Here is a 23,766-nt window from a genome sequence, read left to right as displayed (position 1 = left end):
TGAGGAATCCCCCGTCTCAAACCATTCTGGCAGTGTATTCGTGAATAAACTAAACCCGCGACAAAATGAAGCAGTGCGCTACACAGACGGCCCCCTGCTTGTACTGGCCGGTGCTGGCAGCGGCAAGACCAGCGTAATCACCCGCAAAATAGCCTACCTGATTGAACACCTTGGCATTCCGGGACGCCACATTGCCGCCGTTACCTTCACCAACAAGGCAGCCCGCGAGATGAAAGAGCGGGTGAGCCGGATTGTCGACCGCAAACTCGCCCGCGGGTTAACTGTCTCCACCTTCCACAATCTTGGCCTGAACATGATCCGGGAGGAGCATGTCCACCTGGGTTACCACCCGGGATTTTCGATCTTCGATGCAGAGGATGCCAAGGCTCTGATACGGGATCTGATGCTTCGAGAGGCCAGCGCCGACGCAGGTGACGAGCTCAATGATGTACAGATGACCATCTCATCCTGGAAAAACGCCTTGCGCGGACCCGCAGAAGCATACAGCAAAGCGGCGGATGAGCGGGAACAGCGCATCGCCATCGTGTACAAGCATTATAACGAGTACCTGAAGGCATACAACGCGGTCGACTTTGACGACCTGATCCTGCTACCTGTGCAATTGTTCCGAAACAACCCTGAGGTGCTGGCCAAGTGGCGCAGAAAAATACGCTACATGCTGGTGGACGAGTACCAGGACACCAACATCTGCCAGTACGAACTGGTGAGGATGCTGGTTGCCGAGCGCGCGGCGTTCACCGTTGTTGGCGATGATGACCAATCGATATATGCCTGGCGTGGCGCACGGCCGGAAAACCTGGCCCAACTGAAGGAAGATTTCCCGAGCCTGAAGATTGTAAAGCTTGAGCAGAACTATCGTTCCACCTCACGCATTCTGCGGGCCGCTAACACGGTTATTGCCAACAACCCCCATGTGTTTGAAAAGGCCCTGTGGAGCGACCACACCATCGGCGATGAAATCCGCATTGTGCGGTGTCGCAACGAAGATGCAGAAACCGAGCGAGTGGCGACAGAAATCCTCGACCAAAAGCTTAAAAAGGGACTGGCATTCAGAGACTTTGCCGTACTGTACCGGGGCAACCACCAGGCCCGTCTTTTGGAAATGAAGCTGCAGGCTTACCAGATTCCCTATCACATCTCGGGAGGGCAATCGTTTTTCTCGAAAAACGAAATCAAGGACGCCATGTCGTACCTGCGCCTGCTGATTAACCCGGATGACGACGCCGCATTCCTGCGGGTAGTGAACGTACCGCGGCGTGAAATCGGCCCGCGCACCCTTGAACAGCTCAGCCATTACGCCCGGGCGCGCAACGTAAGCTTATTTAAATCCCTGAGTGACATGGGAGCCGAGTCTCACGTAACCGAGAAGGGGCTGGATCGTCTGCGCCGTTTTGCCCACTGGGTGGATGTCACCTGCGAACGCCTGCACAGCGAGAACCCGGTGCCCGTCATCAAGCAACTGTTCACGGATATTGAGTACGAAGAATGGCTGCATCAGCACTCCGGAACGCCAAAACAAGCCGAGCGCCGCATGGAGAACATCTGGTATCTGGTGGAATCGATCCAGCACATGCTGGAGGATGGCAAGGGCACCGCAGATGAGCTGGGCATAGAAGACGCCATCACCAAGCTGATTTTGCGGGACATGATGGAGCAACAGGAGGAAGAGGATGACAGCGACAAGGTACAACTGCTGACACTCCATGCATCAAAGGGCCTGGAGTTCCCCCATGTGTTTATTCTGGGGCTGGAGGAAGAAATTCTGCCGCACCGATCCAGCATTGAAGAAGGCAATGTAGAAGAAGAGCGGCGCCTGATGTACGTGGGCATTACCCGTGCAAAAGAAACCCTGACTCTTACCTATGCCGCCCAGCGCAGGCAATATGGCGAAAAAATAGAGACCATTCCCAGCCGTTTTCTGGACGAATTGCCCGAAGACGATGTGCGCTGGGAGGGCACCGGAGATCTGGACGTTGAAGCCAACCAGAAGAAAGGCAAGGCAACCCTAAGTGCCCTGCTAGGCGATTTGGGGCTATAAAACGCAAAAACCCCACATATGTTGCATTGTAGAATGCCTATGCGGGGTTTTAATGGTGGGAGCCTGAGAGTTACTGACTCTCTGCCACCATATGTTCCACTGCAGCCGTAATTTCCTCATCAGGGCAGCTGGCACATCCGCCTTTGGCCGGCATCGCGTTAAAACCATTGAGAGAGTGGTTGAACAGAGTTTCCATGCCCTGGTCAATGCGAGGTGCCCAGGCGGCGGTATCACCAATTACCGGCGCACCTGCCGCGCCTGTGGTATGACACGCCATGCATACCGCGTCGTATACCTCGCTGCCGGACCGGGCCCCGGCGCTGGCGGTTTCGGTAACAGCAGCGGCTTCACCACATTCTTCACCCTGCAGGCACACTTCGCCAATCGGCTGAATGCGCGCGCGGATTTCATCATCAACACTTGCCATAACGGCGCCGGCAGTAATACCGAAACCAAGCAATACAACAGCCAGGACTCTCTTCATCTTCACAATGCACCTCGCATTTGAGCGTTATAATCTTTAGACGCCGCATTATAGCGACTGAACCCCGGCAAAAAAACCGAATAGCAAAATCATAATTTGATTTCCACCATTTTATTGCCATTTCGTAAGCGTGGAGACTCTTTCAGGCCATCCGGTTACCATATTGCAGCTTACTCAAGAATTTCCAGGATCCGCCCCATGAATAACCCGGAGAAACCTGCCTCGCACCCGCTGCGCAAGGCACTGCTGATTGCAGAATTCAGTGCACTGGCTTTGCTGCTGGCCTCTATGGGCTGGTTCTCGAGCCAGACCGACACCGGCCATAGTATCAATCCGGCGTGGCTGCTGATACCCGCGCTTGCCAGTCTGGTAGTTTTCATCAGTTTTATTGGCCTTATGTACCTGCGCTGGGTAGTGGCCGCGAGTGCGACCAATAGCCTCCGCCACAAAGTTGTTTTTTCGTTACTGGCCCTGACCCTGATCAGTGTTTGGGTTTACGGCATTGCCAGCACCTGGCTTAGCCTCAATGCATCATAGTCAACATAGAGAGGTCCGAAGTATGAACAATCGTCCTAACACACGGGTCTCAATGGCTGCAGCATTTGTAATGCTCTGGCCGGCGCTCACCATTGCGCAAGAATCAATACCCGCAGACGATCGTCTGGCAACCTCCCTTGAGGACTGCGCCCTGATTCAGGAGGGTGTGCAGCGCCTGGCCTGCTACGACCTCTTCAACGATCCACAAACCGCTCGCGAACAGGCGGGCGAACAGGCCGTTGAAAATGCTGAGCAAGCAGCCGACACTTTGGCGCCCAACCGGGAGAACCGGAAACGGTTGGCTGAGATCAACGACGAGGATGATCCCGACAGTGGCGTAATGACCAACATAGTGGATCAATCTTTCTCCGCTGAGAAAGCGTTGTTTTCGTTCTCGGGCAGTTTCATTAGCCATCGCCCTACTTACATCATGCCAATCACCTGGGTGGATGCCCCCAACAAAACGCCAAGTAGCCCCAGGCTGGGCGCGACGGGTTACGATTACGGGCTTGAAAACGAGGAAGCCAAATATCAGATCAGCTTCAAGGTTCCCATGCTGACAGGCTGGCTGGATGAGCGCACAACGCTATGGTTCGGTTATACCCAGCGTTCATTCTGGCAGGTTTATAACCAGGACGAGTCTGCGCCGTTCCGAGAGACCAATTACGAACCAGAAGTTTTTCTCCGCCATCAGACGAATTTGAACCTGGGCCCCTTGACGCTTAGCGGTTTAACGATTGGCCTTAATCACCAGTCCAACGGCCAATCGGAACCCCGTTCACGGAGCTGGAACCGGATTGTAGTGGGCGGCGCCGTTACTTATGATCGCTGGCTGTTTGCTATACGGCCCTGGTACCGAATTCCGGAGAGCGCCAGCGAGGACGACAATGCGGACATTGAGAAGTATCTGGGGTACGCCAACTACAACGTTGTTTACAAGCTTGCAGAGGATCGGACTTTTTCCCTGCAGCTTATGAACAATCTTCGTTCGGATAACCGTACGTCTGTGGAATTTGGTTATAGTTTCCCTATTGGCGATACGATCAAGGGGTTCTTTCAGTATTACAACGGGTATGGCGAGAGTCTGATTGATTACAATCATCGGATTGAGCGGTTTGGGCTTGGGATTATGCTGAACGACTGGCTTTGAGTTTGGTGCTTAGCCGCAGTTTCAGTGCAAGACCGTGATGCCGGAAGGGTGTTCGGAAACACGCTGTGAATACGTCCGTGTACGCTTGGCTCCGCCATCCATGGCTCCGCACAGTTTCCGAACACCCTTCCGGCACCCCGGCCCCAAGCTGTGTGGCCAACGCCATCTTTGGCTATAGCCACCGTCTCTGTATCAATTACTTATTCAATCGCTCCATTTCTGCGAGCAATTCTTCAGTTTTCGCTTTCATCAAGGGTATGTCAGCACGGGATTCCACGTTCAGGCGAACGACGGGCTCTGTGTTGGACATACGCAGGTTGAAACGCCAGTTGTCGAATTCCACGCTGAGGCCGTCTACGTAGCTGACGCTTTTTGCGTCGGCACCGTATTTTTCCTCTATGGCTGCGATTACCGCGGGTGGGTTATCGATGGTGCGGTTGATTTCGCCGCTGGCCGGGTAAGCTTCGATTCGGGCGTCGATGAGGGATGAGAAGGGTTTGCCGGACTGGCAAAGGCGTTCGGCGAGCAGTAGCCAGGGGATCATGCCACTGTCGCAGTAGGCGAAGTCTCGAAAATAGTGGTGGGCGCTCATTTCGCCACCGTATACGGCGTCTTCATCGCGCATGCGCTGTTTGATGAAGGCGTGACCGGTTTTACTTTCGATGGCTTGCCCACCTGCGGCTTCTACCAGGTCCTGAGTGTTCCAGATCAGCCTTGGGTCGTGGATAACTTTACCTGGGCCGGTTTTGCGCAGGAACTGATCCGCCAGCAGGCCGACGATGTAGTAGCCTTCGATGAAGCGGCCGTTTTCGTCGAAGAAGAAGCAGCGGTCGTAGTCACCGTCCCAGGCGATGCCCATTGCTGCACCGTGCTCGATCACTGCGTCGGCGGTGGCCGCACGGTTTTCTTCGAGGATAGGGTTTGGCACGCCGTGGGGGAAATTACCGTCTGGTTCATGATGTACTTTGATGAAGTCAAATGGCAGGTGTTTTTCCAGTTCATCAATCACCAGGCCGGCGCCACCGTTGCCTGCGTTGACGACGATTTTCATCGGTTTCAACGTGGCAGCATCTACGTAACCCAGTAGATGGTCGATGTATGCGCTGGTCACTTCCAACGTTTCGTATCTGCCTTGCACCGGCGCATCAGCAAACGGCTCTTTGACCCGGTCGCGTATGTCGTTCAAACCGTTGTCCGAGCTGATCGGCCGGGATTCAGGGCCGACCATCTTCATGCCATTATGATGTTTGGGGTTATGGCTGGCGGTGACCATTATGCCGCCGTCCATTCCATAGTGGCTGGTAGCAAAGTACACATATTCCGTACCGCACAAGCCGATATCGAACACGTCGGCACCCGCAGCCATGAGACCGGAACTCAAGGCTTCCGTGATTTCGTGGCTCGAGAGGCGGATGTCGTACCCGACAATGACCTTTTTCGCACCGGTAATTTCGACATAAGCACGGCCGATTTTCTCGGCCAGATCCGGATTCAACTGATCCGGCACGCTGCCGCGCAGGTCGTATGCTTTGAAACAAGACAGATCCATTGTAAGAATTTACTCCGCTGCGGATGACTGTAGCTGTATGTAGTTCTGCAAGCCCATCTGATTGATCATCTCCAGCTGAGTTTCCAGCCAGTCGATGTGCTCTTCTTCACTGTCCAGAATACTGCGGAGCAGTTGGCGAGTGGTGTAGTCCTGAACCTCTTCGCAATAGGCAATGGCCTCTTTAAGGTCCACGTGGGCGATGTGTTCGATTTTGAGGTCGCAGGCAATCATTTCCTCAACATTCTCGCCGATCATAAGCTTGTTCAGGTCTTGCAGGTTGGGCAGGCCTTCCAGAAACAAAATGCGCTCGATCAACTGATCGGCATGTTTCATCTCGTCGATGGATTCTTCGTATTCCTTGGCTGCGAGCTTGCTGATGCCCCAGTCTTTGTACATGCGTGAATGCAGGAAATACTGGTTGATGGCCGTCAGTTCGTTGGCAAGAATTTTGTTCAGGTACTGGATTACTTTCTTGTCGCCTTTCATTGCAGCGCTCCTTGATCGCAACCGGGAGGACTCTCTCAGGAAAGGTGCCGGCTGGTAGATTCGGGTTCGTGAGCAATCAGAACTGTTTTGCCAGTTCCTGATTACTTTTTTTCGTCACCCAACAAGGATAGCGCGTTGGCGCGCATTACAAAATTGCGGAAAGGAAATATACGCCGGACAGGTCAGGCAGGGCTTGCTAACAAATTCGCCAAAGCCAGGTAATCCGGTGAACGACTTTCGCGCAGAATACCGCGAGCCATGCTGGCACAGCGCCCACACTGAGTACCTACACCCAGCTCTTTACCGAGCTGGCGCATGGATGACACTCCGTTTTCAGCAGCTTCGCGGATGTCCCTGTCTGTGACTCCGTGGCATAGGCATACGTACATAATGCAATCTCACCATTATCACCAAAATGAGTGATAATTATTATCATTAGCATCAAGGATTGCAAGCCTGTTGTATTATTTTTGTGCAGCGTCGGATGTCAGTCTTCGGCCTCACGGGTGAGGTTACGATATCCAGTGTCGGTTACCACAACGTTGTCTTCTATGCGTATGCCGCCGCACCCCTGCATCTCTTGAAGCAAAGGGCGGTTAATGTGGCGCCCGAGGGGGCCAGACAATATCGGCTCCAGCAAGGACGGGATAAAGTACAGTCCCGGCTCAATGGTCACCACCATGCCGGGTTCCAGTGTTCGCGTGAGGCGCAGGAAAGGCGCATCGGCGGGGGGCGCCACCGGTTTACCGGCTACGTCGTGCACCTGCACGCCGAGGAAGTGGCCAATGCCATGGGGGAAAAAAGCCCGGGTAATGCCTTCAGAAACCAGCTTCTCGTCGCTCAGGTCGTCCACCAGCCCAGCTGCATTCAATAGTGCGGCAATGCCCAAGTGGGTTTTACGATGGATTTCCAGGTAATCAACACCCGGGGCCACCATTTGGCAGAGCCGGAACTGCAATTGCTCAAGCCCATGCACGAGTGCCGCAAAGCGCCCTTCCCCAACCCCCGCAGTAGTGCGGGTAACATCGGAACAGTAACCCCGGTATCGCACACCGGCATCTATCAACAAGCTGCGGGATTTAACAGGGGCTGCCGTATCGTAATACTGGTAGTGCAAGATGCCAGCGTGCTCATTCACACCAATAATGCTGTTATAGGGCGCATCGACCTCACGCTGCTGTGTCGCGCGCTGGTAAGCCAGACTGATTTCAAACTCACTGGCGCCCGCCAGAAAGACATCACGGGCAGCCTGATGGCCTGCCATGGCCAGTTTGTTGGCTTGCGCCAGGCAGGCAATTTCATAGGCTGTTTTGTGCACCCGGGTTTCATCAAGGCTGGCGCAAAGGGCACCCGGGTTTTCATCACCCGGCAAGTCGGTCAGCAAGGATGGATCTCCGATAACCGCCAGTTGGCTTATTTCTTCCAGTGCAGGCGCCGAAGGGCTTTCACTGAAGCGTAGCTCGAACTCTTCCAGCCAGGGCTCCTTCGGCAGTTCAAGGCTCGCATGCCAGAAATCAACCGGTTGGTGCAACGAGAGCAGTGGCTTTTTGCCTTTGCGAATCAGCAGCCATGCATGCTCGAAACCCGCCAGCCCCGTCCAGTGCAAAAACGGCCCATAACCCTGAAAATGCCAGGACTGATCATCGCCATAGCGCAAGGGAGCTGCGCCAGAACTGATCAGCAGGCCGTCATAGCCGTGATCATCCAGAACCTGCTCATAGCGGCTCTGCAAAATACCCACATGGTCTATTTGAAGAGATAGCAGGTCGGTGTCAGGCATGTTGATTTTCCAGTGTTTTCCAGAGGGTTAAAAGGTCGCCTGAACGGGGTTCCCGCAAGCGGATCAGGCGAATCTCCAGTGGCACATCCCAGCGCTCGTCGCCTGCCCGGGTAAGGCTGCCAAAGTGTTCGCTTTTTTCTGTCATTCGGCTGGGTAGCCAACCCATTCCAAAGCCCTGTTTCACCAGTGCTTTGATGCTTGCCGACTGGGTATTTTCGTTCAGCGGCAAAAGGTGTACGGATGCGTTACTGCGCGACAGGTGCGCCTCAATGGCAGGCTGCAAAAAGCCCCGCCCGTGATAGGCAATCAGCGGCACTGTTTGCCCTGCGGCCCCCGGCAGAGAAAACCGGGGCTCACCGTTTTCCGTGGCTACACTCACTGGCACCAGCCACTCGCGAGCAAGGACAATGGATTCGTACTCGCCCCGGCCCAATCTGTCACCCCAGGGTAAATCCTGATGCCAGTAACACAGCACCAAATCACACTCGCCGCTGTCGAGGGCATCGAGAAACTGTTCCCCCACCCAGCTGGTGGTCTTCAAGTTCAGTTGAAGACGGTCTGCAACACCCGCTTCGCTGGCCCAACTCTGATAAAAATGGGAAAAAAGCCCTTGGGTTGAGCCCACACTGATGCGCGCAGACACCTCTGCCTCCATATTGGCAATTTGCCCGCGCACGTCCCGAACATCCCGGGTTACTCGCTGACAAAGCTCAAAAAACACGTCTCCGGCAGGTGTCAGAGACAACGGCAGTGTCTGCCGGTTAACCAGTGTTGCACCCATGGCTTCTTCAAGCAGTTTGATTCGGCGGCTGAACGTGGGCTGGCTTACGTGCTGAAGTTCAGCAGCACGGGAAAAATGACGGGTGCGGGCCAGCGCCATGAAATCTTCCAGCCAACGTATTTCCATGGGCTCCCCAGCAGATTGCAGTATCGAGTGAAGGTAAAGAGTGATGGTTTTTTCATAAGCCATTCTCTGCGCGCATCATAGCCCATTGCACCAGCACTCTTAAATCCTGCTCTATAACCGCCCTTCTTCCACCGCATGGCATGCCACTTGTGCGCCGCCGTCTGTCGCAATCAGCTTCGGTATTTCCTTACGACAGCGCTCATTGGCATAGGGGCAACGGCCATGGAATACACAGCCTGATGGCAGGTTCACGGGCGTTGGCACTTCTCCCTGCAAGCGAATGTAATTTGGCCGGTCGTCTTCCAGCTTGGGGATAGCGGAAAGCAACGCCTGGGTATAGGGGTGTCGCGGCTCGGCAAACAGGGTTTTGGTGTCCGCCAGCTCACACACCCGCCCGAGGTACATCACCGCCACCCGGGTACCAAAGTGCTCTACCACCGCCAGATCGTGGGTGATGAACAAATAGGTCAGGTTTCGGGTTTCCTGGGCTTCCATCAGCAGGTTCAACACCTGGGCCTGAATGGAGACATCCAGTGCCGAGATGGGTTCATCCGCCACAATAAACTCAGGGTCTACAGCCAAAGCGCGGGCAATGGCTATGCGCTGGCGCTGGCCGCCGGAGAACTCGTGACCAAACCGGCTGCCCCAATCCGGGTCTATGCCCACAGATGCCATGACTTCCTGAACCTTGGCCTGTACCTCACTGCGAGCTATATCCGGCTGGTGGAAGCGTATCGGCTCTTCCAGAGTCTGCTGAATCGTCATGCGCGGGTTCAGAGAGGCATAGGGATTCTGGAAGATCATTTGCATTTTACGACGGTACGGCAGTACATCCCGGCCTTTCAGGTTGTCGATGCGCTGGCCGTCGTAATGCACTTCACCCGCACTGGGCGATAACAAACCCATAACGGTACGGGCAACCGTGGATTTACCGCAGCCGGATTCACCCACCACGCACAAGGCCTCACCTTTGCGTACCTGCAGATCCACACCGTTAATGGCATGAACCGCTTCCTGTTTGCGCTGAAACCGGCCGCCCTTGAACGTAATTTGCTCAAGCAGGCCGCCAGACAAATCAAACCGTTTTTCCAGCCCGCGAATTTCTACCAACGGGGAGGTCATGATCCGGCCTCCTGCATGCGTTTCTCCTGCTCAATCAGGTTGCTGACTTCGTAACACGCCACATCCACATTCCCCGAACGAACATACTCCGGCATGGTTTGCCGGCATTGGTCGGTGGCAAAGTCACAGCGCGGGTGGAAGGGGCAACCAGTCGGTACGTTTTTCAGAGACGGCATGGAGCCGGGAATCTGGAACAGTCGCGCACCCGGCTCACCCATCTGTGGTAGGGCATTGATCAACCCCTGGGTGTAGGGGTGCTGGGCATCGTTGATGATTTCCCGGGTGGGGCCTTGCTCAATGATGCGGCCCGAGTACATTACCAGCATGCGCTGGGTAACCTGGGAAACAACACCCAGATCGTGGGTAATCAGCATAAGTGCGACATTTTCCTGTTCGCACAGCTCCAGCAAAAGCGCCATGATTTCGGCCTGAATGGTCACATCCAGCGCGGTAGTGGGCTCATCAGCCACGATAATTTCAGGGTCCAACAGCAAGGCGATGGCAATAATTACCCGCTGGCGCATACCGCCGGATAACTCGTGGGGATACTGGTCAAGCCGCTTTTCCGGGGAGGGAATCTGCACCTTGCGCAACCTGTCGAGGGCGATATCCCGCGCCGCTTTGGTACTGATCCGGCGATGCGCCTTGATAGCCTCGACCATCTGGGTACCAATGCTCAGCACCGGGTTGAGGGTCATCATGGGGTCCTGGAAGATCATGGCTATGCGGTTGCCGCGAATCTTACGCAGTTCGCGCTCGCTCATGGCGGCCAGGTCTTTCCCTTCAAGCAAAATCTGCCCACCGGCAATATAACCGGGGCGCGCAATCAGGTTGAGAATGGAGAAGGCTGCGACGGACTTACCGGCGCCGGACTCCCCCACCAACCCTAACCGCTCACCTTTATCGAGGCTGAAACTGATACCGCGCAGGGCTGTGAGATCACCGCCACGAACGGCAAATCGTACATCCAGATTCTTTACTTCCAGCAATGGTGTGTGATTTTTCATATCTAGCCCTTGTACAGCCGTGGGTTCATAACATCCCGCAACCAGTCACCCAAGAGGTTAATGACCAGAACGAGCACGACCAGCACCAGGCCGGGAATCAGCGTTATCCACCAGGAACCGCTTTGAATGTAATCAAAGCCGGATTTGATCAGCGAACCGAGCGACGGCTGGGTTTCAGGCATACCCAGGCCCAGAAACGACAGGGCTGCTTCAGAAATAATCGCATTCGCAATCTGCACGGTGGCGATAACAAAAATTGGCGACAGGGTATTGGGCAGAATATGGCGGAACATGATGCGGTTGGTGCGATAGCCCATCACCTTGGCTGCATCCACGTATTCCTTCTTTTTCTCCGCCAGCACAGATGCCCGAACGGTTCGGGCAATCTGCGGCCACTCGGCCACACCGATAATGAAGATCAGCATATAGATGGCGATTTCACCAAACATCAGGTTGCCAAAACTGGCCTTGAACACTGCACCTACAATGATGGCAACCATCAGGGTAGAAAAGGACAGCTGAACGTCGGCAATGCGCATCAGAATGGAATCCACCCTGCCACCCAGATAACCTGCCAGCAGCCCGAATAAAATGCCCAGCGCCGCCTGCAGCACTACCGCGCCAAAGCCTATCAGCAGTGACACACGGGTGCCGTACAGAATAGTGGAGAGCATGTCCCTGCCCTGGGCATCCGTACCCAGAGGGAAGGCTGCATCGGCCCCCGGCATACCCACCGGCGGAAGTTCCGAGTTCATGATATCGATCTGCGCCAGATCGTAGGGGTTCGTGGGAGCGAACAGAGGCGCAAACACAGCCGCAAACACCATCAGAAGCAATACAATAAAACTGGCAATTGCCACCTTGTCGCGTTTGAAGCTGTACCAGAGGAAGGATTCGCGAAAGCGATTCCAGCGGGAAAGGGTCGCCGTAGTCATGCTTTCTTACCTGTCAGTTTCACCGTGGGATTCACCAGCCCGTAAACCAGATCTACCAATGTATTTGTGATCACGAAAATCAGGCCAACCACCATCAGGTAGGCCACGATCAATGGGATATCACTACGGGTGATCGCTTCCAGAAACATCAGCCCGACGCCGGGCCATTGGAATACGGTTTCTGTAAGAATGGTATAGGCCACCATAACGCCCACCTGAACACCGCCTACCGTGATAACGGGCAACATGGTGTTTTTAAGTGCGTGAAGAAAGTTGATGCGCGCCGAGCTCAGGCCTTTCGCCCGGGCATAGCGAATGTAATCGCTTTGCAGCACTTCCATCATTTCTGCGCGAATCAGCCGGATAAACAAGGGCAGCATGATGGACGCCAAAGATACACAAGGCAGTACCAGGTGCATCAACCCAAGCTCTGTAAAAAAGCCGGAATACCAGGTGCCGAACAAGTGTGTGAGATCATCCCCACGACCGTAGGACGGCATGCCACCCTCCGTGCTCAGGGCACCATTCAGCCACTGGCCCCAGCCAGTATCCGCAGGGAACCACTCAACAGTGATGCCAATGGAATAGATCTGAATAAGCACAATGGCCGTGAGGAACACCGGAATAGATATACCAACCGTACTCACACCCATGAAAAATTTGGCCAACCACGCCTGCGGTCGGATGGCAGCGTAAACGCCGATGGGCACAGACAGCAGCATGATGATCAAGCTGGCCCCGATCACTAACTCCAGGGTTGCCGGCAGGTGCTCAGCAATCACTGTGAGCGTTGGCTTGCCGTAAAAATACGAATTCCCCAAATCGCCCTGAATGGCTTTACCTGCAAAGCGCAGATACTGAACCACCATGGGATCATTCAGCCCCAGCTCTTCACGCAGGGCTTCGCGCTCCTCCATGGAAACGGACATGCCGACCATTTCCTGAAGCGGGTCGCCAAGACCGTCCTGGATGGCAAAAGCGATCACACTGATCACGAACATGACCAACACTGCCTGGGAAATGCGTTGAACCAAAAACGCTAACATGCAGGAATTACCACTGATGAGTATTTAAAAAGCCTCTCTCCCCTAGCGGGAGAGAGGTTGGAGAGAGGGGCAATTTCCCCCTTTACTCGACGATCAGATCACCCAGGTACGGGAAGTTCATCACGTTCAGAATCGGCTCAATCTTCACGTTCTTCTTGCTGGCCCAAGCCAGATCCTGCCAGTGCAGCGGCACGAAAGCAGCATCGTCGTACAGGCGCTGCTCAACTTCCTGCAGCATAGCGGTACGCTTTTCTATGTCGGTTTCAACATTGGCTTTTGCAACCAGCGCATCGATTTCCGGGTTGCAGTAATTGCCTGCGTTATACTGGCCTGCACCACTGCCCGCTTCGGTGCAGAAGGTCAGAAACTCATAGAAGTTGGCGGAATCTTCAGTATCCGCGTGCCAGCCAATCAGCATCATGTCACCAGAACGGTTATCAAACTCTGGCCAGTACTGCGCTTTTGGTAGGGTTTTAAGGTCCACTTTGATGTTGATGCGAGCCAGCATAGCGGCCGCTGCCTGAGCGATTTTGTCATCGTTCACATAACGGTTGTTCGGCGCCATCATGGTGATGGTGAAGCCGTCCTCGTAACCCGCTTCTTTCATCAGCTCCTGGGCTTTTTTCACATCATATCGGGGCTTCAGGGATTCGTTGTAGCCTTGGTAGCCAGCCGGCGAGAGCTGGGCGGCAGGTGTGGCAAAGCCTTTCATGATCTTGGCCGCAATGCCTTCCTGGTTGATGGCATAGGCTACCGCCTGACGGACCTTGGGGTTCTTGAAGGCTTCAACCCGATCCTGGTTCATGTGAAACATAATGATGCGGGTACCGCTCATGGTGACCAGATCCGAGTTCTTGTCACGCTTGATGCGATCAAGATCGGTAGGGGGCACCGGCGCAATGAAATCCACGCCGCCAGACAGCAGTGCCGAAACCCGGGTATTGTTCTCTTTGATCGGAGTCAGAACGATCTTCTTCACGTTGCCGGGAGATTCTTCATCCCAGTAGTTCGCAAAGCGCTCGAACTCCATGCGCACGCCCTGTTGGCGGGATGTCACTCTATAGGGGCCGGTGCCAGAAAGGTTATCGGAAGCGAAGGAGTTGCCATGTTTGAGGATAGCGCCCTTCATCTTGCCGTCTTCTGTTTCGCCGGAATAAAACTCGCTGTCCAGCGGGAAGATGTATGTTGCGGTATTGAGTAACAGGGGGAATGGCTCGCTGGTCACCAGCTCAAAGGTGTAATCATCGATAATATTGATGCCGCTAAAGGGCTTGAAGATGGCTTTGAAGTCCTGACTTTCTTTCAGGCGATCGTATGTAAACTTAACATCTTTGGCGGTGAGCTCGTTTCCTGAGTGGAACTTGACCCCTTCGCGGAGTTTAAAACGCATGGTTTTGTCATCCACACGGGTCCAGCTTTCGGCCAGGCGGGGCTCGAAATCCAACTCTTGGGTCCAGCGCACCAGCGGATCAAAAGACATGTGAGACAACTGCAGGATCCCGCCGGAGAGCTGCTCATGAATATCGAGAGTGACCGGATCGGCGTCATACGCCATTTTAAGCTCTTTCGTTGCCTCAGCAGACAGAGCTACAGGCGCAGTAGCAAGCGCCATGGTACCAATAAATGCTGCAAGTAGTTTTTTCATTGCGTTTTCCGTCGTTGTTTTACGAGTTTTTACGGCACACCTAACTTCAGGCGCACCGGACGCCTGTTATAGAAACTAGCCCCGGAAACTACTTACGGCAATCGAAATTGCAACTTACGGCTATGCACGAACTGAATGACGATGCATTCAGCAAGCGTTTCGTGCCGTCAGAGGCGAAACACCAGAGGCAGGATAAGTGCCGTAAAGACACCTGTAAGCCCCATACCCAGAGAGGAGAAAGCTCCGGCGGTATGACTGATTTCAAACGCCCTGGCCGTGCCAATCGCATGGCCATTGAGGCCAAGCGCAAAACCGAGAATGCGCTCATCCTCAACCGGCAGCCACCTTGCCAGAAGGTCGACAAACAAAGTGGCGACCACTCCGGTTATGAGCAACCCCCCCATCATCAGCGCTACCGACCCGCCTAATTGTTCGGTGATCCCTATGGCTATCGGCGCAGTTACAGATTTGGGCGCGAGCGATGCCAGTACTTCAGGCGTAGCTCCCATGGCCCAGGCAATCACCACGGCATACACCGCCGCCATAGTGGCTGCCAGAGGAAGAGTAACCACTATTGGAAGCCACATGGCGCGGATATGGTGGATTTGCTGATATAGGGGAATCCCCAGAGCCACGGTAGCCGGCCCAAGCAGCACTGTAATCCAGAGCGCCCCTTCCTGATAGCGAACATAATCAATGGATAACACCGCAATCACCGCTGACAAAATAACGGCAGAGAGCAAAACCGGTGGCATCCACAGCGGTTTTCCAAGGCGAGCGAACAGCCAGTTCCCGACAAAAAAGGCGCTCAGGGTAAGCCCGATTGCGAGCACAGGGCTGGTTGACAACACATCGGGTATAGCGATAAAGCGGCTGGCCAACTCAGTCATTTGAACGCCCTCGAGACGACAAACGAAGCATGCCTTTCATGATCAACAGTGTTGTAAGAACACTCAGGAAGGTCCCCAACAACAAGGCAACAGCCACCGCCAACCACTGGCCGGAGAACTGTGAAGCCATAAAGAATACTCCCACCACGCCCGGCATGATCAATAACACCAGCACTGAGATCAGCGCCTGACTTGCCGTTGCCAGGTCCTCACTCACCCTGCCCCGCAGCATCAATGATAGCGTCATAAAAATCATGCCCAGCACGCCGCCACTGACCGGCAACAGAAAAAGTACCCGCATGGCTTCACCAAGCAGGAAAAACAGAACCAGAATCAGAAAACCACGCAACATTGGCATGTCGTCTTACTCACCACCCACAGAATTGCTTTACACTACCGCAAATCAACATCTTGATACCAATGCAGGACAGCCATGGCGCTTAAAGCAACTATAGTAAAAGCCACGCTCAATATTGCCGACATGGACAGGCACTATTATGCGGACCATCAGCTCACCATAGCGCAGCATCCCTCAGAGAATGATGAGCGCATGATGATTCGCCTCCTGGCCTTTGCCCTGAATGCCAGCGACGACCTGGAATTCACCAAAGGCTTGAGCACAGACGACGAACCGGAACTGTGGCAGAAAAGCCTGAGCGATGAGATTGAACTTTGGATTGAGCTGGGTTTGCCCGACGAAAACCGCCTGCGCAAAGCCTGCAACCGCGCGCGCCAGGTTATCCTCTACGCTTACGGTGGCCGTGCTGTGCCGCTGTGGCTGGAAAAACATCACAGCAAGCTGAGCCGTTTCAAAAACCTGACGATAATTGAGCTACAGAGCGAATCCACCGAAGCCCTGGCCAAACTCGCTGAGCGGAACATGAATTATCAGGTGACCATTCAGGATGGCGAAGTGTCGTTCAGCAATGAGGATGCGCTGGCAAATATTACGCCAGCCCAGCTTTTTCCGTAACCCAGACTGCCTTCACGAACACACCAAGGCTGGACAGCGCAGGCCTGCGCACGTAAGATTGCGCTCTCGAAATTGACGCACAGCCGTCGTATTCGAATGCGCCCGTAGCTCAGCTGGATAGAGTACTGCCCTCCGAAGGCAGGGGTCACAGGTTCAAATCCTGTCGGGCGCGCCATATTTTTCAAGGCCTTACGTGAGAGCGTAGGGCCTTTTTATTTGGCTGTGCCCAAATTGTGTCCACAGAAATAGCCCTCTCATGTCTTAAACCTATGTCGCTTAGCTTTAAGCTCGCACTTCGAAAAGATCCTCGGACTCGGGCCAACCACTACCGAATTGAGCAAACTCATCGGAACTAAAAGTCACTGTCAAACAACTCCCTTTCTCTTAAAGAGTGGTCAATCTTAGTTGATTACTGTGCATTATAAAACCAATCTGACAAGTTTCCAGACTAACCCAACGAAAAGTATCACCGCAAAAAAAATAGTGACTTCCATTATAAAGCTTTTAGGACATGGCTTTTCTATAAAACTCTGATTGCTTTTAACTTCCTGATATATACTTTGAGATTTTTCCAGGATCTTCGTCATACGCTCATGATCAGACATATTAATTAATTCGTTAAAATCTGAACCTGGCAAATAATAGTGCTCTCCGTTTTTTACTTTTTCACATTGCTCCATAAAATATTTGTTTTGTTCATATATGTGGGATATCTCCAGCTTATGTAAGTTCTTTTCGCGATTCGCTTCAAACCAATTAGACAGAGCCTTCACATACAAATATCTCAAAGAATGATTATAGCTATCGCGGTAGTTTTTAATCGATTCCCCAAAAAACTTCGCTACCATCATGGCCACGATAGCAATAACTAAAACGCTTATAGCGATGAACACAAAAGGCAAAATCAAAAAAAATATAAGTATCAATAATTCTGAAAATTTTTCAGTTATCCCAATATTCTCAAGAGCTTCAGGAAGATATTTTTCTGTATTTTTAATTATGCAGAACCAACCTTCCATCATTAAATGAGCAACATCATTAAATGGAATTATCCAAAAAATAATAATGATGGGTGCAACAAGAAAAATTGGAGCGTAAAAAACGCAAGAGACAAAAAAAATAATGCTAACGAGTTTTTGCAACCCCAGCTTGTCAACCACTCTTTCTATCAGGCCACTTAACATAGAGGGAGCTCTTTTATAGCGCTTTATTTTAGGGGCGGCTCGATTGGGCCCCGATTTTCAGAAGCATCGCTTTCAACTCCAAAATAAGTTATTCCAACATCACTCGGGCTGCACGGCCCCCTTCCCCTCATTTTTCCCGCAATGTTTTCGGAAGTTAAGAACACTAACCCTATTCTAGTATGCATGTGGCAACATTTACTTTGAACTAATATAAATAAGTATTGGACAGCCCGCGATAACTTCGAGGCTGGTAAAATAGCCTTTAATGCCACTCATCTACAATTAGTTCCAGATTCCCCTGAAAACCCGGACGCGCATTTGTAGCAGTGCCCAGCGGTAAATGGATTTTCCGTTGGCCCTGCTCCTCAATTATCTCCGTCTTATGGGGAGCATTGCCGATTCCATCCTTCAAAGAAAGCCCATACCGAATAGTTTTATCGCGTATTGCCAATGTAATTTGCTCTTGGTACATAAAACCTTCAAAGTGCTCATCAAACCAAAACTTGCGATTAACTTCGAATAATGGAGCACGTACCCCGATATCTATCGTAAATATCAAAGCCTGGTCAGATGCTTGCCGGGCATCTTCGGTCAGATAGCCAGTAAACAGATATACCGGTTTTTGCTCTTTAATTAGCTCGTCATAACTACGCAGCAGCGCAGAAGCATGCTCGTAACGTCTTTCGTGCAAAGCATAGTTTGGCGCGGCCCGCACGCGTGTCACGGTATCGAAGTAGTAGGAGCCCCTCACCTCAGCGTTATTGGCACGCTTATTCTGCACTCCTGGCGGCAGGTCTACACGATTCACACGTAGCCTAGCCGCTATCCGAATCGACCCGAACAGAAATCGCCTTAGGTTTTGATATCCTGACTCGGAGTTCACCAACCCAAAATGCCCAGAGTGACTACGATATGTCACCGATCTCGGTGCCTGTTCAACGTACGCATTGGCCATCATGACCAGCCCATCACTGGCGGGCCCGGTTACCTGCTTAGAGAGTTTGAAGAATGCATTGTAATCCTTGAAATCAGAACCGATAAAGCAAAAGCAGCATTCGGGATCGAGCGCACCATCCAGCGAGTTCACAGCAACAGATTTTTTGCTGATTTTCAAATATTCTCGCATGCGCTTCTTGGAAAAGTTGGATATATGGAACCGGTCAATCGGCCCTAAATCAGGCACGTTAATCCCCAGCACATCAATACCATTATGCGGTGTACCATAGGTAAACAATTTACTTACATAATGCGGGTTGCCACCCTCTTCAGTGAGTTCTAGACCTGATCCATCCAAGTCATCAGGCACACCATGACGGCAGATATTCTGCAGGTAACAACGGCAAACCAAACCACCCATTGAGTGCGCAACCAAGTGCACCTTGAAGGCGTCCTTTTGAACCTGACTGTCTCCACACGTAGCATCACGCACATCCAGAATAAAGCGTCTCAGATCGAGCGCGAACTGCTCCATACTGACCCGCTCGCCATTGCCAAGTAAATTTGAAGCCCTTTCGTAATAACGAAACACCCAAATTGACTTCGCTGGAACTTCACCAGGCTTATCGAGGTAGCGACCTCCTTGAAATGCATCTATATATTCGTGGTCTTTGATCAGGCGAAGAAGTGGCGATTCAAAGATAAAGGATACAGGCTTGCGTTGGTGGTCTTGCCTTAGCACGGTTGATCCACGGTTGAATCCCATGTAAGGGTCAGCCGAAGTCTCGTCTATCTCCGCCATCGTCGCTGCAAAGCCCCGAACATAAATGATCGGGTAGCATGGGGCATTCATTGTCATGTGATCTCTCCCGCCAACTCACTACAACTCTTTGTTGAGTGCACCAGCTAAAGCTGATCGAAGTCACGACTACTCAATAAGTGCGATACTCACCCATTTCATGTGCTATCTGAACTATAGTCAACATTAACTACTGCAGCAAAGTAAAGCCCAAACTGAATCACACTTGGTTTCGTAGAGGCTTGGCGAGTTGCAGGTATATTACCGCTACTAACCAGCGTAACAGCCTGCAAATCAAATCCAGTCGCCTTTTCAGACGCGTCGCGCAGAACGACACAATCTCTATTAAAATCAATTATTTTCTCGCTAATTAACAAAAACAAACTAACTTGAAAGTGTCGCATATACAGTTTTAAAAAAGTCTGACGACTGCCATGAAGTTATGTCGCTTCGAACGCTGGCAAGAGGATTCTTATGTGGAAACCTACGCGTTAATTATCCAGTCACCTGGCCAGGTTGATATGGCGGGCATAACTGTAATGGCGTCTGCCCTTGGTGTTCCTGTGCAATCACTCTCTCAAGACATATACCGTGCGCCAAGTGTACTCGCTCGCAACATCCCGGCCGACAACTTGCAAGAGCTGCTGAGCCATTGCGCCAGACTCGGGCTTGATGTCACAAGTGCTGCAAACGATGCGACGGTTCCCCAGACCGTAAAAACTTTTCAGCTGGCTGTATACATTGCAGATTCCGCACGTATCCCACATGCCGTCGAGACCATTGCACGGGTGACCGGGGTTGCTCCCGATCAGGTTTTCAGAATGTTGGCGATGCCGCCCGGACTGGTTCTCGGTAATGTTAGTCATGCCGCCGTTGAAGCCCTGCGGGAGCGCCTTGGTACAGGCATCGAATTGATGACAGCCAGCGAAGATAAGGGGCTATTCGATCTTTATCTAACCCAGAGCATGGCCTCACTGCCTGCCATTAGTGAACTGGCCGGCAGCAAAAAAGGACTGATTCCACTGGGATTAGCGCCGGAGCAGGCGAAAGCTCTGTATCAACGCATTCCCAAGGGCATCGCGCGCCTGATTCCGCGGGGCCTGCTGCGGTTTGACGTGGTGCTTGCCTCTACGCCGCCCCTTTCCTGTCTCGCTGCACCCGTTCTAGCAGAACTGTTCGGAGTGACGACCGATCAAATACCCCTGTTACAAACTCATGCCCCCCTGGCTCTTGCCGAACGCCTGCCTTTTGACGAGGCATCCGCAGCCGTCAGCCGGTGCGTTGCCGCAGGTTTGCCGGTAACCCTTGAGGCATCAGGTTTCGAACGCTGTGATCTGGTCGTCGAAGACGCCCCCGACCGCAACGCTCTGGCCAACGTTTTGGCGGCAGCAGGCAAGAATCTGCCAGAGCATCTACCCGCGCGGGTAGGCACCGATTTGCCAGACCTGGATGCCCGATGGTTGGCCTACAGTATCGAAAAAGCCGGCGCCCCAATCCGCTTCGAGGAAGTCGCGCCATGATCCATTTACAAATTGCCGAAGCCGGAAAACAACATAGCCTGAAGGGCAATCACCCAGCCGCGCTGGAACGTTATCGTCATGCGCTTCAACTTGCGGTAAAGCAGCGAGCAAACCCGGTGTTTTTGTATCACTACACCGAATGCATTCTGGACGCGCTAGAGGCCGCAGGCGAAGCCCGGCAAGCCTTGGCGCTGACCGAGCGTGCTCTGGAGGAGCAGCAGGAGAAAGGAGGCGAATTAGGCAGCCGGGTGCGAGCCGGCTTGTTGCAAAGGCGCATCGTTTTACTGTTTACCCTGGAGCAAAAGCAAGAGGCCGACGCCGCGCTGGCTGAGGCCGCAGGGTTGGGCGGCCCCATTCTCAATGCACTGCAGGATGCCCGGCGGCGCCAGTTAACCATCACCCCAAGCTGGCTTTCCGGAATACTGCGGCAGCACAGCAAAAGCATCATAAATCCTGAGGCACTGCGCCACGCAGATGCCGAAGCCGGTGAAGTTCATTTCATGAAGGAGAACGCCTGTGCCGGATCTTAAAGATATGACCCCGGGCGAGATACTCGCCGACAGCAGCGTCGCCACTTTTATTTCAGAACTCGGAAAGGGCATTGCCGCTGCGCAGGTAGACCTGGACAACAACTCGATTCGACAGATCGAAGCGTTTACCACGCGGCGCGACGACCTTGGTGGCCGATCACTGCTTGATTTAGGCCTGTCACCCGCTTTTTACCACTACCAATATGCAGACATCAGCTGCTCCATGCAGCTGCGTATGGAGGTCGGCAGCAGTGACGAATTCGGGTTTTCGGCCAAGGCCGAAGACACCAGCGACGACAGCCAGAGCGGAAACCTCGATAGTGAAGAAATCATCAACGAAAGCAGCAACCGCTCCGAGATCAAAAGCGCAAAAATGACCATGCGCGCCGACAGCCAGGGCGCTCTGGTTTTGAACACTGGACAGAGCTTTACGCCGGCCGGTGACAATCCCATGACCAGACTCGCCGACCTGCGGCGTCTGCTGACCGCAGGCGACAGCGGTATCGACACGCTGATTGAGCGTGACCCGATCGAACGTCCCGCAATGGGCCTGAATACCCCAACCGACAAAGTGCTGGTGAACTCGCCAACGATTGCTTTTTTAAGCCCGGATTTTGACAACGCTGTATTCCGTATTCGCGAGAACCAAGGCACAGATTTCATCGTTAACAGTACTTTGACGGTGTCGACGACTGCGCAAGCCGATCTACCATCTTATATCGCTCATTTTGAATCCCAATTACAGGCCGCTGGTTTTGAAACCGGGCATTTCACCCCGGGCGCTCGTGCTCTTGTTACACCCCAAGTGAAATACGCCAAAGGTATATCGAATCTCAGTGCGGAAAGTATCTCGTTATTAGAAAAACTCGCACAGGTTTTAAAAGACACAGGGTTACGCGTTGAGCTAGAAGGGCTCACAGACCGCCAAGGTTCGCAAGCACGTAACATTACGCTGGGCATTGCCCGAGCTGAAAAAGTGTGGGAGTGTTTAGTTAACCGCTGGGGCGTTCCAGCCTCGCAGGTTACCTACTCAAACCCACGCAGCCGTGGCGAGGCACAACACCGCGCGGATGATCCAACTGGACCAGAAGATAATCAGGCTTACCGAACAACATCTATTACAATTTTAGATCTTGATTACTATCTAGTTTTCGCTGGCCATAAATCAGATTTCGTGCCGGCAGAAATTGCACCAAACAATATTGGAAACCCGACAGGGCCTGGCAACGCCTACGTGTCTCTTTATAATGTAGTCGAGTTGTCGACAGTATTAGCCGGCAACGGTGTCACCGTAGAAGGCACATCATTCAGCTTCAGCGGCTCGGCAAATCAGAGCAGCCCCGGAACGGCGATTTCTTACGCCAACAATCTGGCCCGCGACATCAACGCCGCCGCCAACCTCAGCGCCTGGGCAACCGGCAACGTGGTTCAGGTAGCGCGGGCGCAGGACGGATTTCAAGTGCAATTGTTCACCAAAGACAACCGCGAAATCAGTATTTCCGAAAGCAGCAATTTCACGATCACGTCGCAATTCTCCCGCAGCCAACGCACCGTAAAATCTCAAAAACAGGGCGCCAACCGAACCACGGCTGTGGGTGTTTCCGTCGATGCCCGTTTTTCGCGACAGTTTAACCAGGAAGTCACCGGCAATTCAGCGATTTCAGCGCGTCTGGTGTCGATTCCCGCACCACCAGAGTTTCTGGAGCAAATTCGCGCTTATCAAAATGAGCTAGACAAATGAGCAGCGTCGTTAAAACCACAAAGGCGCTTACCCAGGCGCCACTGCCCGATATTGTTGAAAAACTGGGTCTGGCCATCGCAGGTGCGCAGTTTGCGCTGGATTTAAACTCGGCCAATCTTGCCAAAACCATGGCTGAAACCAACGTCGAGATCGGCGGCAACAACTACAACTTGCTCTCGCTCGGTTTCACCCCAACCTTCTACGCCTTCACCGAGGCCACGGTCGAAGCGAAGCTGTCCTACACCATGAGCGAAGGCACAAGCTATGGCGGTAGCCTGGAAGTTTCCGCCTCGGGCGGCACGCCTTTCTTTATGGCTGCGGCGACTGTTTCCGCCAGTTACGAACGCAAGTTTTCTGTTTCGGCTGAGGGCGCGTCATCCATAGCCGCCAAACTGGTCTCACTGCCACCACCTGAACAGTTTTTAGAGGTACTTCGGGCGGCAACACCCACATTGCCAAAACCGGCAAATCCGTAACAGCTTAAGA

Annotated in this window: 23 protein-coding genes and 1 tRNA gene; 9 read left to right on the top strand and 15 right to left on the bottom strand. The window is 53.0% G+C overall.

The annotated features are described in order from the left end of the window. The first annotated feature begins 40 nt into the window (after nt 1-40). Nucleotides 41-2,059: a DNA helicase Rep gene (rep, locus tag CDH47_RS07185; RefSeq protein ID WP_100639165.1), complete on the top strand. Its 2,019-nt coding sequence runs from the start codon at nt 41-43 to the stop codon at nt 2,057-2,059. A gap of 70 nt (nt 2,060-2,129) precedes the next feature. Here the strand turns inward: rep and CDH47_RS07180 are convergent, their stop codons facing one another. Beyond that, nucleotides 2,130-2,543, bottom strand: coding sequence for a c-type cytochrome (locus tag CDH47_RS07180; protein ID WP_100639164.1), 414 nt, complete (start codon nt 2,541-2,543; stop codon nt 2,130-2,132). Between the two features lie 198 nt (nt 2,544-2,741). Here CDH47_RS07180 and CDH47_RS07175 point away from each other — a divergent pair, with 198 nt between their 5' ends. Together CDH47_RS07175 and CDH47_RS07170 are read left to right on the top strand one after the other, a co-directional pair. Next, nucleotides 2,742-3,080, top strand: a complete 339-nt coding sequence (locus CDH47_RS07175) for a hypothetical protein (protein WP_100639163.1) — start codon at nt 2,742-2,744, stop codon at nt 3,078-3,080. A gap of 22 nt (nt 3,081-3,102) precedes the next feature. Then, entirely contained in the window at nt 3,103-4,230 is a 1,128-nt protein-coding gene (locus CDH47_RS07170; RefSeq protein WP_239985624.1) for a phospholipase A, read from the top strand. Nucleotides 4,231-4,426: 196 nt separating this feature from the next. On the opposite strand, the gene CDH47_RS07165 is transcribed toward CDH47_RS07170, so the two are convergent. From CDH47_RS07165 to CDH47_RS07110, 12 genes are all read right to left on the bottom strand, one after another. Next, a complete protein-coding gene (locus tag CDH47_RS07165) occupies nt 4,427-5,779 on the bottom strand; it encodes a phosphohexomutase domain-containing protein (protein ID WP_100639161.1) in 1,353 nt (450 codons plus the stop codon). A gap of 9 nt (nt 5,780-5,788) precedes the next feature. Beyond that, nucleotides 5,789-6,265 carry a bacterioferritin gene (gene bfr / locus CDH47_RS07160; protein ID WP_100639160.1) on the bottom strand — a complete coding sequence of 159 codons (477 nt, stop codon included), beginning with the start codon at nt 6,263-6,265 and terminating at the stop codon, nt 5,789-5,791. A gap of 182 nt (nt 6,266-6,447) precedes the next feature. Next, entirely contained in the window at nt 6,448-6,654 is a 207-nt protein-coding gene (locus tag CDH47_RS07155) for a bacterioferritin-associated ferredoxin (protein ID WP_100639159.1), read from the bottom strand. A gap of 98 nt (nt 6,655-6,752) precedes the next feature. Further along, nucleotides 6,753-8,045 carry a Xaa-Pro dipeptidase gene (pepQ, locus tag CDH47_RS07150; RefSeq protein WP_100639158.1) on the bottom strand — a complete coding sequence of 431 codons (1,293 nt, stop codon included), beginning with the start codon at nt 8,043-8,045 and terminating at the stop codon, nt 6,753-6,755. Beyond that, complete coding sequence (locus CDH47_RS07145; RefSeq protein ID WP_100639344.1) at nt 8,038-8,952, bottom strand: LysR family transcriptional regulator; 915 nt, start codon at nt 8,950-8,952, stop codon at nt 8,038-8,040. The genes pepQ and CDH47_RS07145 overlap by 8 nt, the downstream gene beginning before the upstream one ends. 111 nt (nt 8,953-9,063) lie before the next feature. Next, complete coding sequence (locus tag CDH47_RS07140) at nt 9,064-10,074, bottom strand: ABC transporter ATP-binding protein (protein ID WP_100639157.1); 1,011 nt, start codon at nt 10,072-10,074, stop codon at nt 9,064-9,066. After that, nucleotides 10,071-11,081, bottom strand: a complete 1,011-nt coding sequence (locus tag CDH47_RS07135; protein ID WP_100639156.1) for an ABC transporter ATP-binding protein — start codon at nt 11,079-11,081, stop codon at nt 10,071-10,073. Before CDH47_RS07135 ends, CDH47_RS07140 begins: the two co-directional genes overlap by 4 nt. Before the next feature lie 2 nt (nt 11,082-11,083). Continuing rightward, nucleotides 11,084-12,016 (bottom strand): ABC transporter permease, encoded by a 933-nt coding sequence (locus tag CDH47_RS07130; RefSeq protein ID WP_100639155.1) that lies wholly within the window; start codon nt 12,014-12,016, stop codon nt 11,084-11,086. Beyond that, a complete protein-coding gene (locus CDH47_RS07125; RefSeq protein ID WP_100639154.1) occupies nt 12,013-13,062 on the bottom strand; it encodes an ABC transporter permease in 1,050 nt (349 codons plus the stop codon). Before CDH47_RS07125 ends, CDH47_RS07130 begins: the two co-directional genes overlap by 4 nt. A gap of 82 nt (nt 13,063-13,144) precedes the next feature. Further along, complete coding sequence (locus CDH47_RS07120; RefSeq protein WP_100639153.1) at nt 13,145-14,707, bottom strand: ABC transporter substrate-binding protein; 1,563 nt, start codon at nt 14,705-14,707, stop codon at nt 13,145-13,147. Nucleotides 14,708-14,874: 167 nt separating this feature from the next. Then, the gene (locus tag CDH47_RS07115) at nt 14,875-15,597 is read right to left on the bottom strand and encodes an LrgB family protein (RefSeq protein WP_100639152.1); all 723 of its coding nucleotides are present in this window, start codon (nt 15,595-15,597) and stop codon (nt 14,875-14,877) included. After that, nucleotides 15,590-15,955: a CidA/LrgA family protein gene (locus CDH47_RS07110; protein ID WP_100639151.1), complete on the bottom strand. Its 366-nt coding sequence runs from the start codon at nt 15,953-15,955 to the stop codon at nt 15,590-15,592. Before CDH47_RS07110 ends, CDH47_RS07115 begins: the two co-directional genes overlap by 8 nt. 75 nt (nt 15,956-16,030) lie before the next feature. On the opposite strand from CDH47_RS07110, the gene CDH47_RS07105 reads away from it, so the two are divergent. Then, entirely contained in the window at nt 16,031-16,570 is a 540-nt protein-coding gene (locus tag CDH47_RS07105) for a YaeQ family protein (protein ID WP_100639150.1), read from the top strand. Between the two features lie 98 nt (nt 16,571-16,668). Next, nucleotides 16,669-16,745 (top strand) — tRNA-Arg (locus CDH47_RS07100). A 244-nt stretch (nt 16,746-16,989) separates the two neighbouring features. Here CDH47_RS07100 and CDH47_RS07095 read toward each other — a convergent pair. Continuing rightward, the gene (locus CDH47_RS07095; protein WP_100639149.1) at nt 16,990-17,754 is read right to left on the bottom strand and encodes a hypothetical protein; all 765 of its coding nucleotides are present in this window, start codon (nt 17,752-17,754) and stop codon (nt 16,990-16,992) included. Nucleotides 17,755-18,016: 262 nt separating this feature from the next. Then, nucleotides 18,017-19,549, bottom strand: coding sequence for an esterase/lipase family protein (locus tag CDH47_RS07090; RefSeq protein ID WP_100639148.1), 1,533 nt, complete (start codon nt 19,547-19,549; stop codon nt 18,017-18,019). Between the two features lie 374 nt (nt 19,550-19,923). On the opposite strand from CDH47_RS07090, the gene CDH47_RS07085 reads away from it, so the two are divergent. Genes CDH47_RS07085 through CDH47_RS07070 form a run of 4 tightly spaced genes read left to right on the top strand, consistent with a single transcriptional unit; the run spans nt 19,924 to nt 23,756 of the window. Continuing rightward, nucleotides 19,924-21,009, top strand: coding sequence for a hypothetical protein (locus tag CDH47_RS07085; protein ID WP_153045471.1), 1,086 nt, complete (start codon nt 19,924-19,926; stop codon nt 21,007-21,009). Continuing rightward, nucleotides 21,006-21,539 carry a hypothetical protein gene (locus CDH47_RS07080; protein WP_100639146.1) on the top strand — a complete coding sequence of 178 codons (534 nt, stop codon included), beginning with the start codon at nt 21,006-21,008 and terminating at the stop codon, nt 21,537-21,539. Before CDH47_RS07085 ends, CDH47_RS07080 begins: the two co-directional genes overlap by 4 nt. Then, nucleotides 21,526-23,280 (top strand): OmpA family protein, encoded by a 1,755-nt coding sequence (locus CDH47_RS07075; RefSeq protein WP_100639145.1) that lies wholly within the window; start codon nt 21,526-21,528, stop codon nt 23,278-23,280. The genes CDH47_RS07080 and CDH47_RS07075 overlap by 14 nt, the downstream gene beginning before the upstream one ends. Then, nucleotides 23,277-23,756: a hypothetical protein gene (locus CDH47_RS07070; RefSeq protein WP_100639144.1), complete on the top strand. Its 480-nt coding sequence runs from the start codon at nt 23,277-23,279 to the stop codon at nt 23,754-23,756. The genes CDH47_RS07075 and CDH47_RS07070 overlap by 4 nt, the downstream gene beginning before the upstream one ends. Nucleotides 23,757-23,766 lie beyond the last annotated feature (10 nt).

The sequence above is a fragment of the Marinobacter salexigens genome (genome assembly GCF_002806945.1).
Classification (GTDB): domain Bacteria; phylum Pseudomonadota; class Gammaproteobacteria; order Pseudomonadales; family Oleiphilaceae; genus Marinobacter; species Marinobacter salexigens.
This window is presented reverse-complemented; position numbering and strand designations above follow the sequence as displayed.

Excerpts from the sequence above, each read along its gene's own strand:
- CDH47_RS07180 (WP_100639164.1), bottom strand. The coding sequence starts at position 2,543 with ATGAAGAGAGTCCTGGCTGTTGTATTGCTTGGTTTCGGTATTACTGCC.
- CDH47_RS07175 (WP_100639163.1), top strand. The coding sequence starts at position 2,742 with ATGAATAACCCGGAGAAACCTGCCTCGCACCCGCTGCGCAAGGCACTG.
- CDH47_RS07170 (WP_239985624.1), top strand. The coding sequence starts at position 3,103 with ATGAACAATCGTCCTAACACACGGGTCTCAATGGCTGCAGCATTTGTA.
- CDH47_RS07165 (WP_100639161.1), bottom strand. The coding sequence starts at position 5,779 with ATGGATCTGTCTTGTTTCAAAGCATACGACCTGCGCGGCAGCGTGCCG.
- bfr (WP_100639160.1), bottom strand. The coding sequence starts at position 6,265 with ATGAAAGGCGACAAGAAAGTAATCCAGTACCTGAACAAAATTCTTGCC.
- CDH47_RS07155 (WP_100639159.1), bottom strand. The coding sequence starts at position 6,654 with ATGTACGTATGCCTATGCCACGGAGTCACAGACAGGGACATCCGCGAA.
- pepQ (WP_100639158.1), bottom strand. The coding sequence starts at position 8,045 with ATGCCTGACACCGACCTGCTATCTCTTCAAATAGACCATGTGGGTATT.
- CDH47_RS07145 (WP_100639344.1), bottom strand. The coding sequence starts at position 8,952 with ATGGAAATACGTTGGCTGGAAGATTTCATGGCGCTGGCCCGCACCCGT.
- CDH47_RS07140 (WP_100639157.1), bottom strand. The coding sequence starts at position 10,074 with ATGACCTCCCCGTTGGTAGAAATTCGCGGGCTGGAAAAACGGTTTGAT.
- CDH47_RS07135 (WP_100639156.1), bottom strand. The coding sequence starts at position 11,081 with ATGAAAAATCACACACCATTGCTGGAAGTAAAGAATCTGGATGTACGA.
- CDH47_RS07130 (WP_100639155.1), bottom strand. The coding sequence starts at position 12,016 with ATGACTACGGCGACCCTTTCCCGCTGGAATCGCTTTCGCGAATCCTTC.
- CDH47_RS07125 (WP_100639154.1), bottom strand. The coding sequence starts at position 13,062 with ATGTTAGCGTTTTTGGTTCAACGCATTTCCCAGGCAGTGTTGGTCATG.
- CDH47_RS07120 (WP_100639153.1), bottom strand. The coding sequence starts at position 14,707 with ATGAAAAAACTACTTGCAGCATTTATTGGTACCATGGCGCTTGCTACT.
- CDH47_RS07115 (WP_100639152.1), bottom strand. The coding sequence starts at position 15,597 with ATGACTGAGTTGGCCAGCCGCTTTATCGCTATACCCGATGTGTTGTCA.
- CDH47_RS07110 (WP_100639151.1), bottom strand. The coding sequence starts at position 15,955 with ATGCCAATGTTGCGTGGTTTTCTGATTCTGGTTCTGTTTTTCCTGCTT.
- CDH47_RS07105 (WP_100639150.1), top strand. The coding sequence starts at position 16,031 with ATGGCGCTTAAAGCAACTATAGTAAAAGCCACGCTCAATATTGCCGAC.
- CDH47_RS07095 (WP_100639149.1), bottom strand. The coding sequence starts at position 17,754 with ATGTTAAGTGGCCTGATAGAAAGAGTGGTTGACAAGCTGGGGTTGCAA.
- CDH47_RS07090 (WP_100639148.1), bottom strand. The coding sequence starts at position 19,549 with ATGACAATGAATGCCCCATGCTACCCGATCATTTATGTTCGGGGCTTT.
- CDH47_RS07085 (WP_153045471.1), top strand. The coding sequence starts at position 19,924 with ATGAAGTTATGTCGCTTCGAACGCTGGCAAGAGGATTCTTATGTGGAA.
- CDH47_RS07080 (WP_100639146.1), top strand. The coding sequence starts at position 21,006 with ATGATCCATTTACAAATTGCCGAAGCCGGAAAACAACATAGCCTGAAG.
- CDH47_RS07070 (WP_100639144.1), top strand. The coding sequence starts at position 23,277 with ATGAGCAGCGTCGTTAAAACCACAAAGGCGCTTACCCAGGCGCCACTG.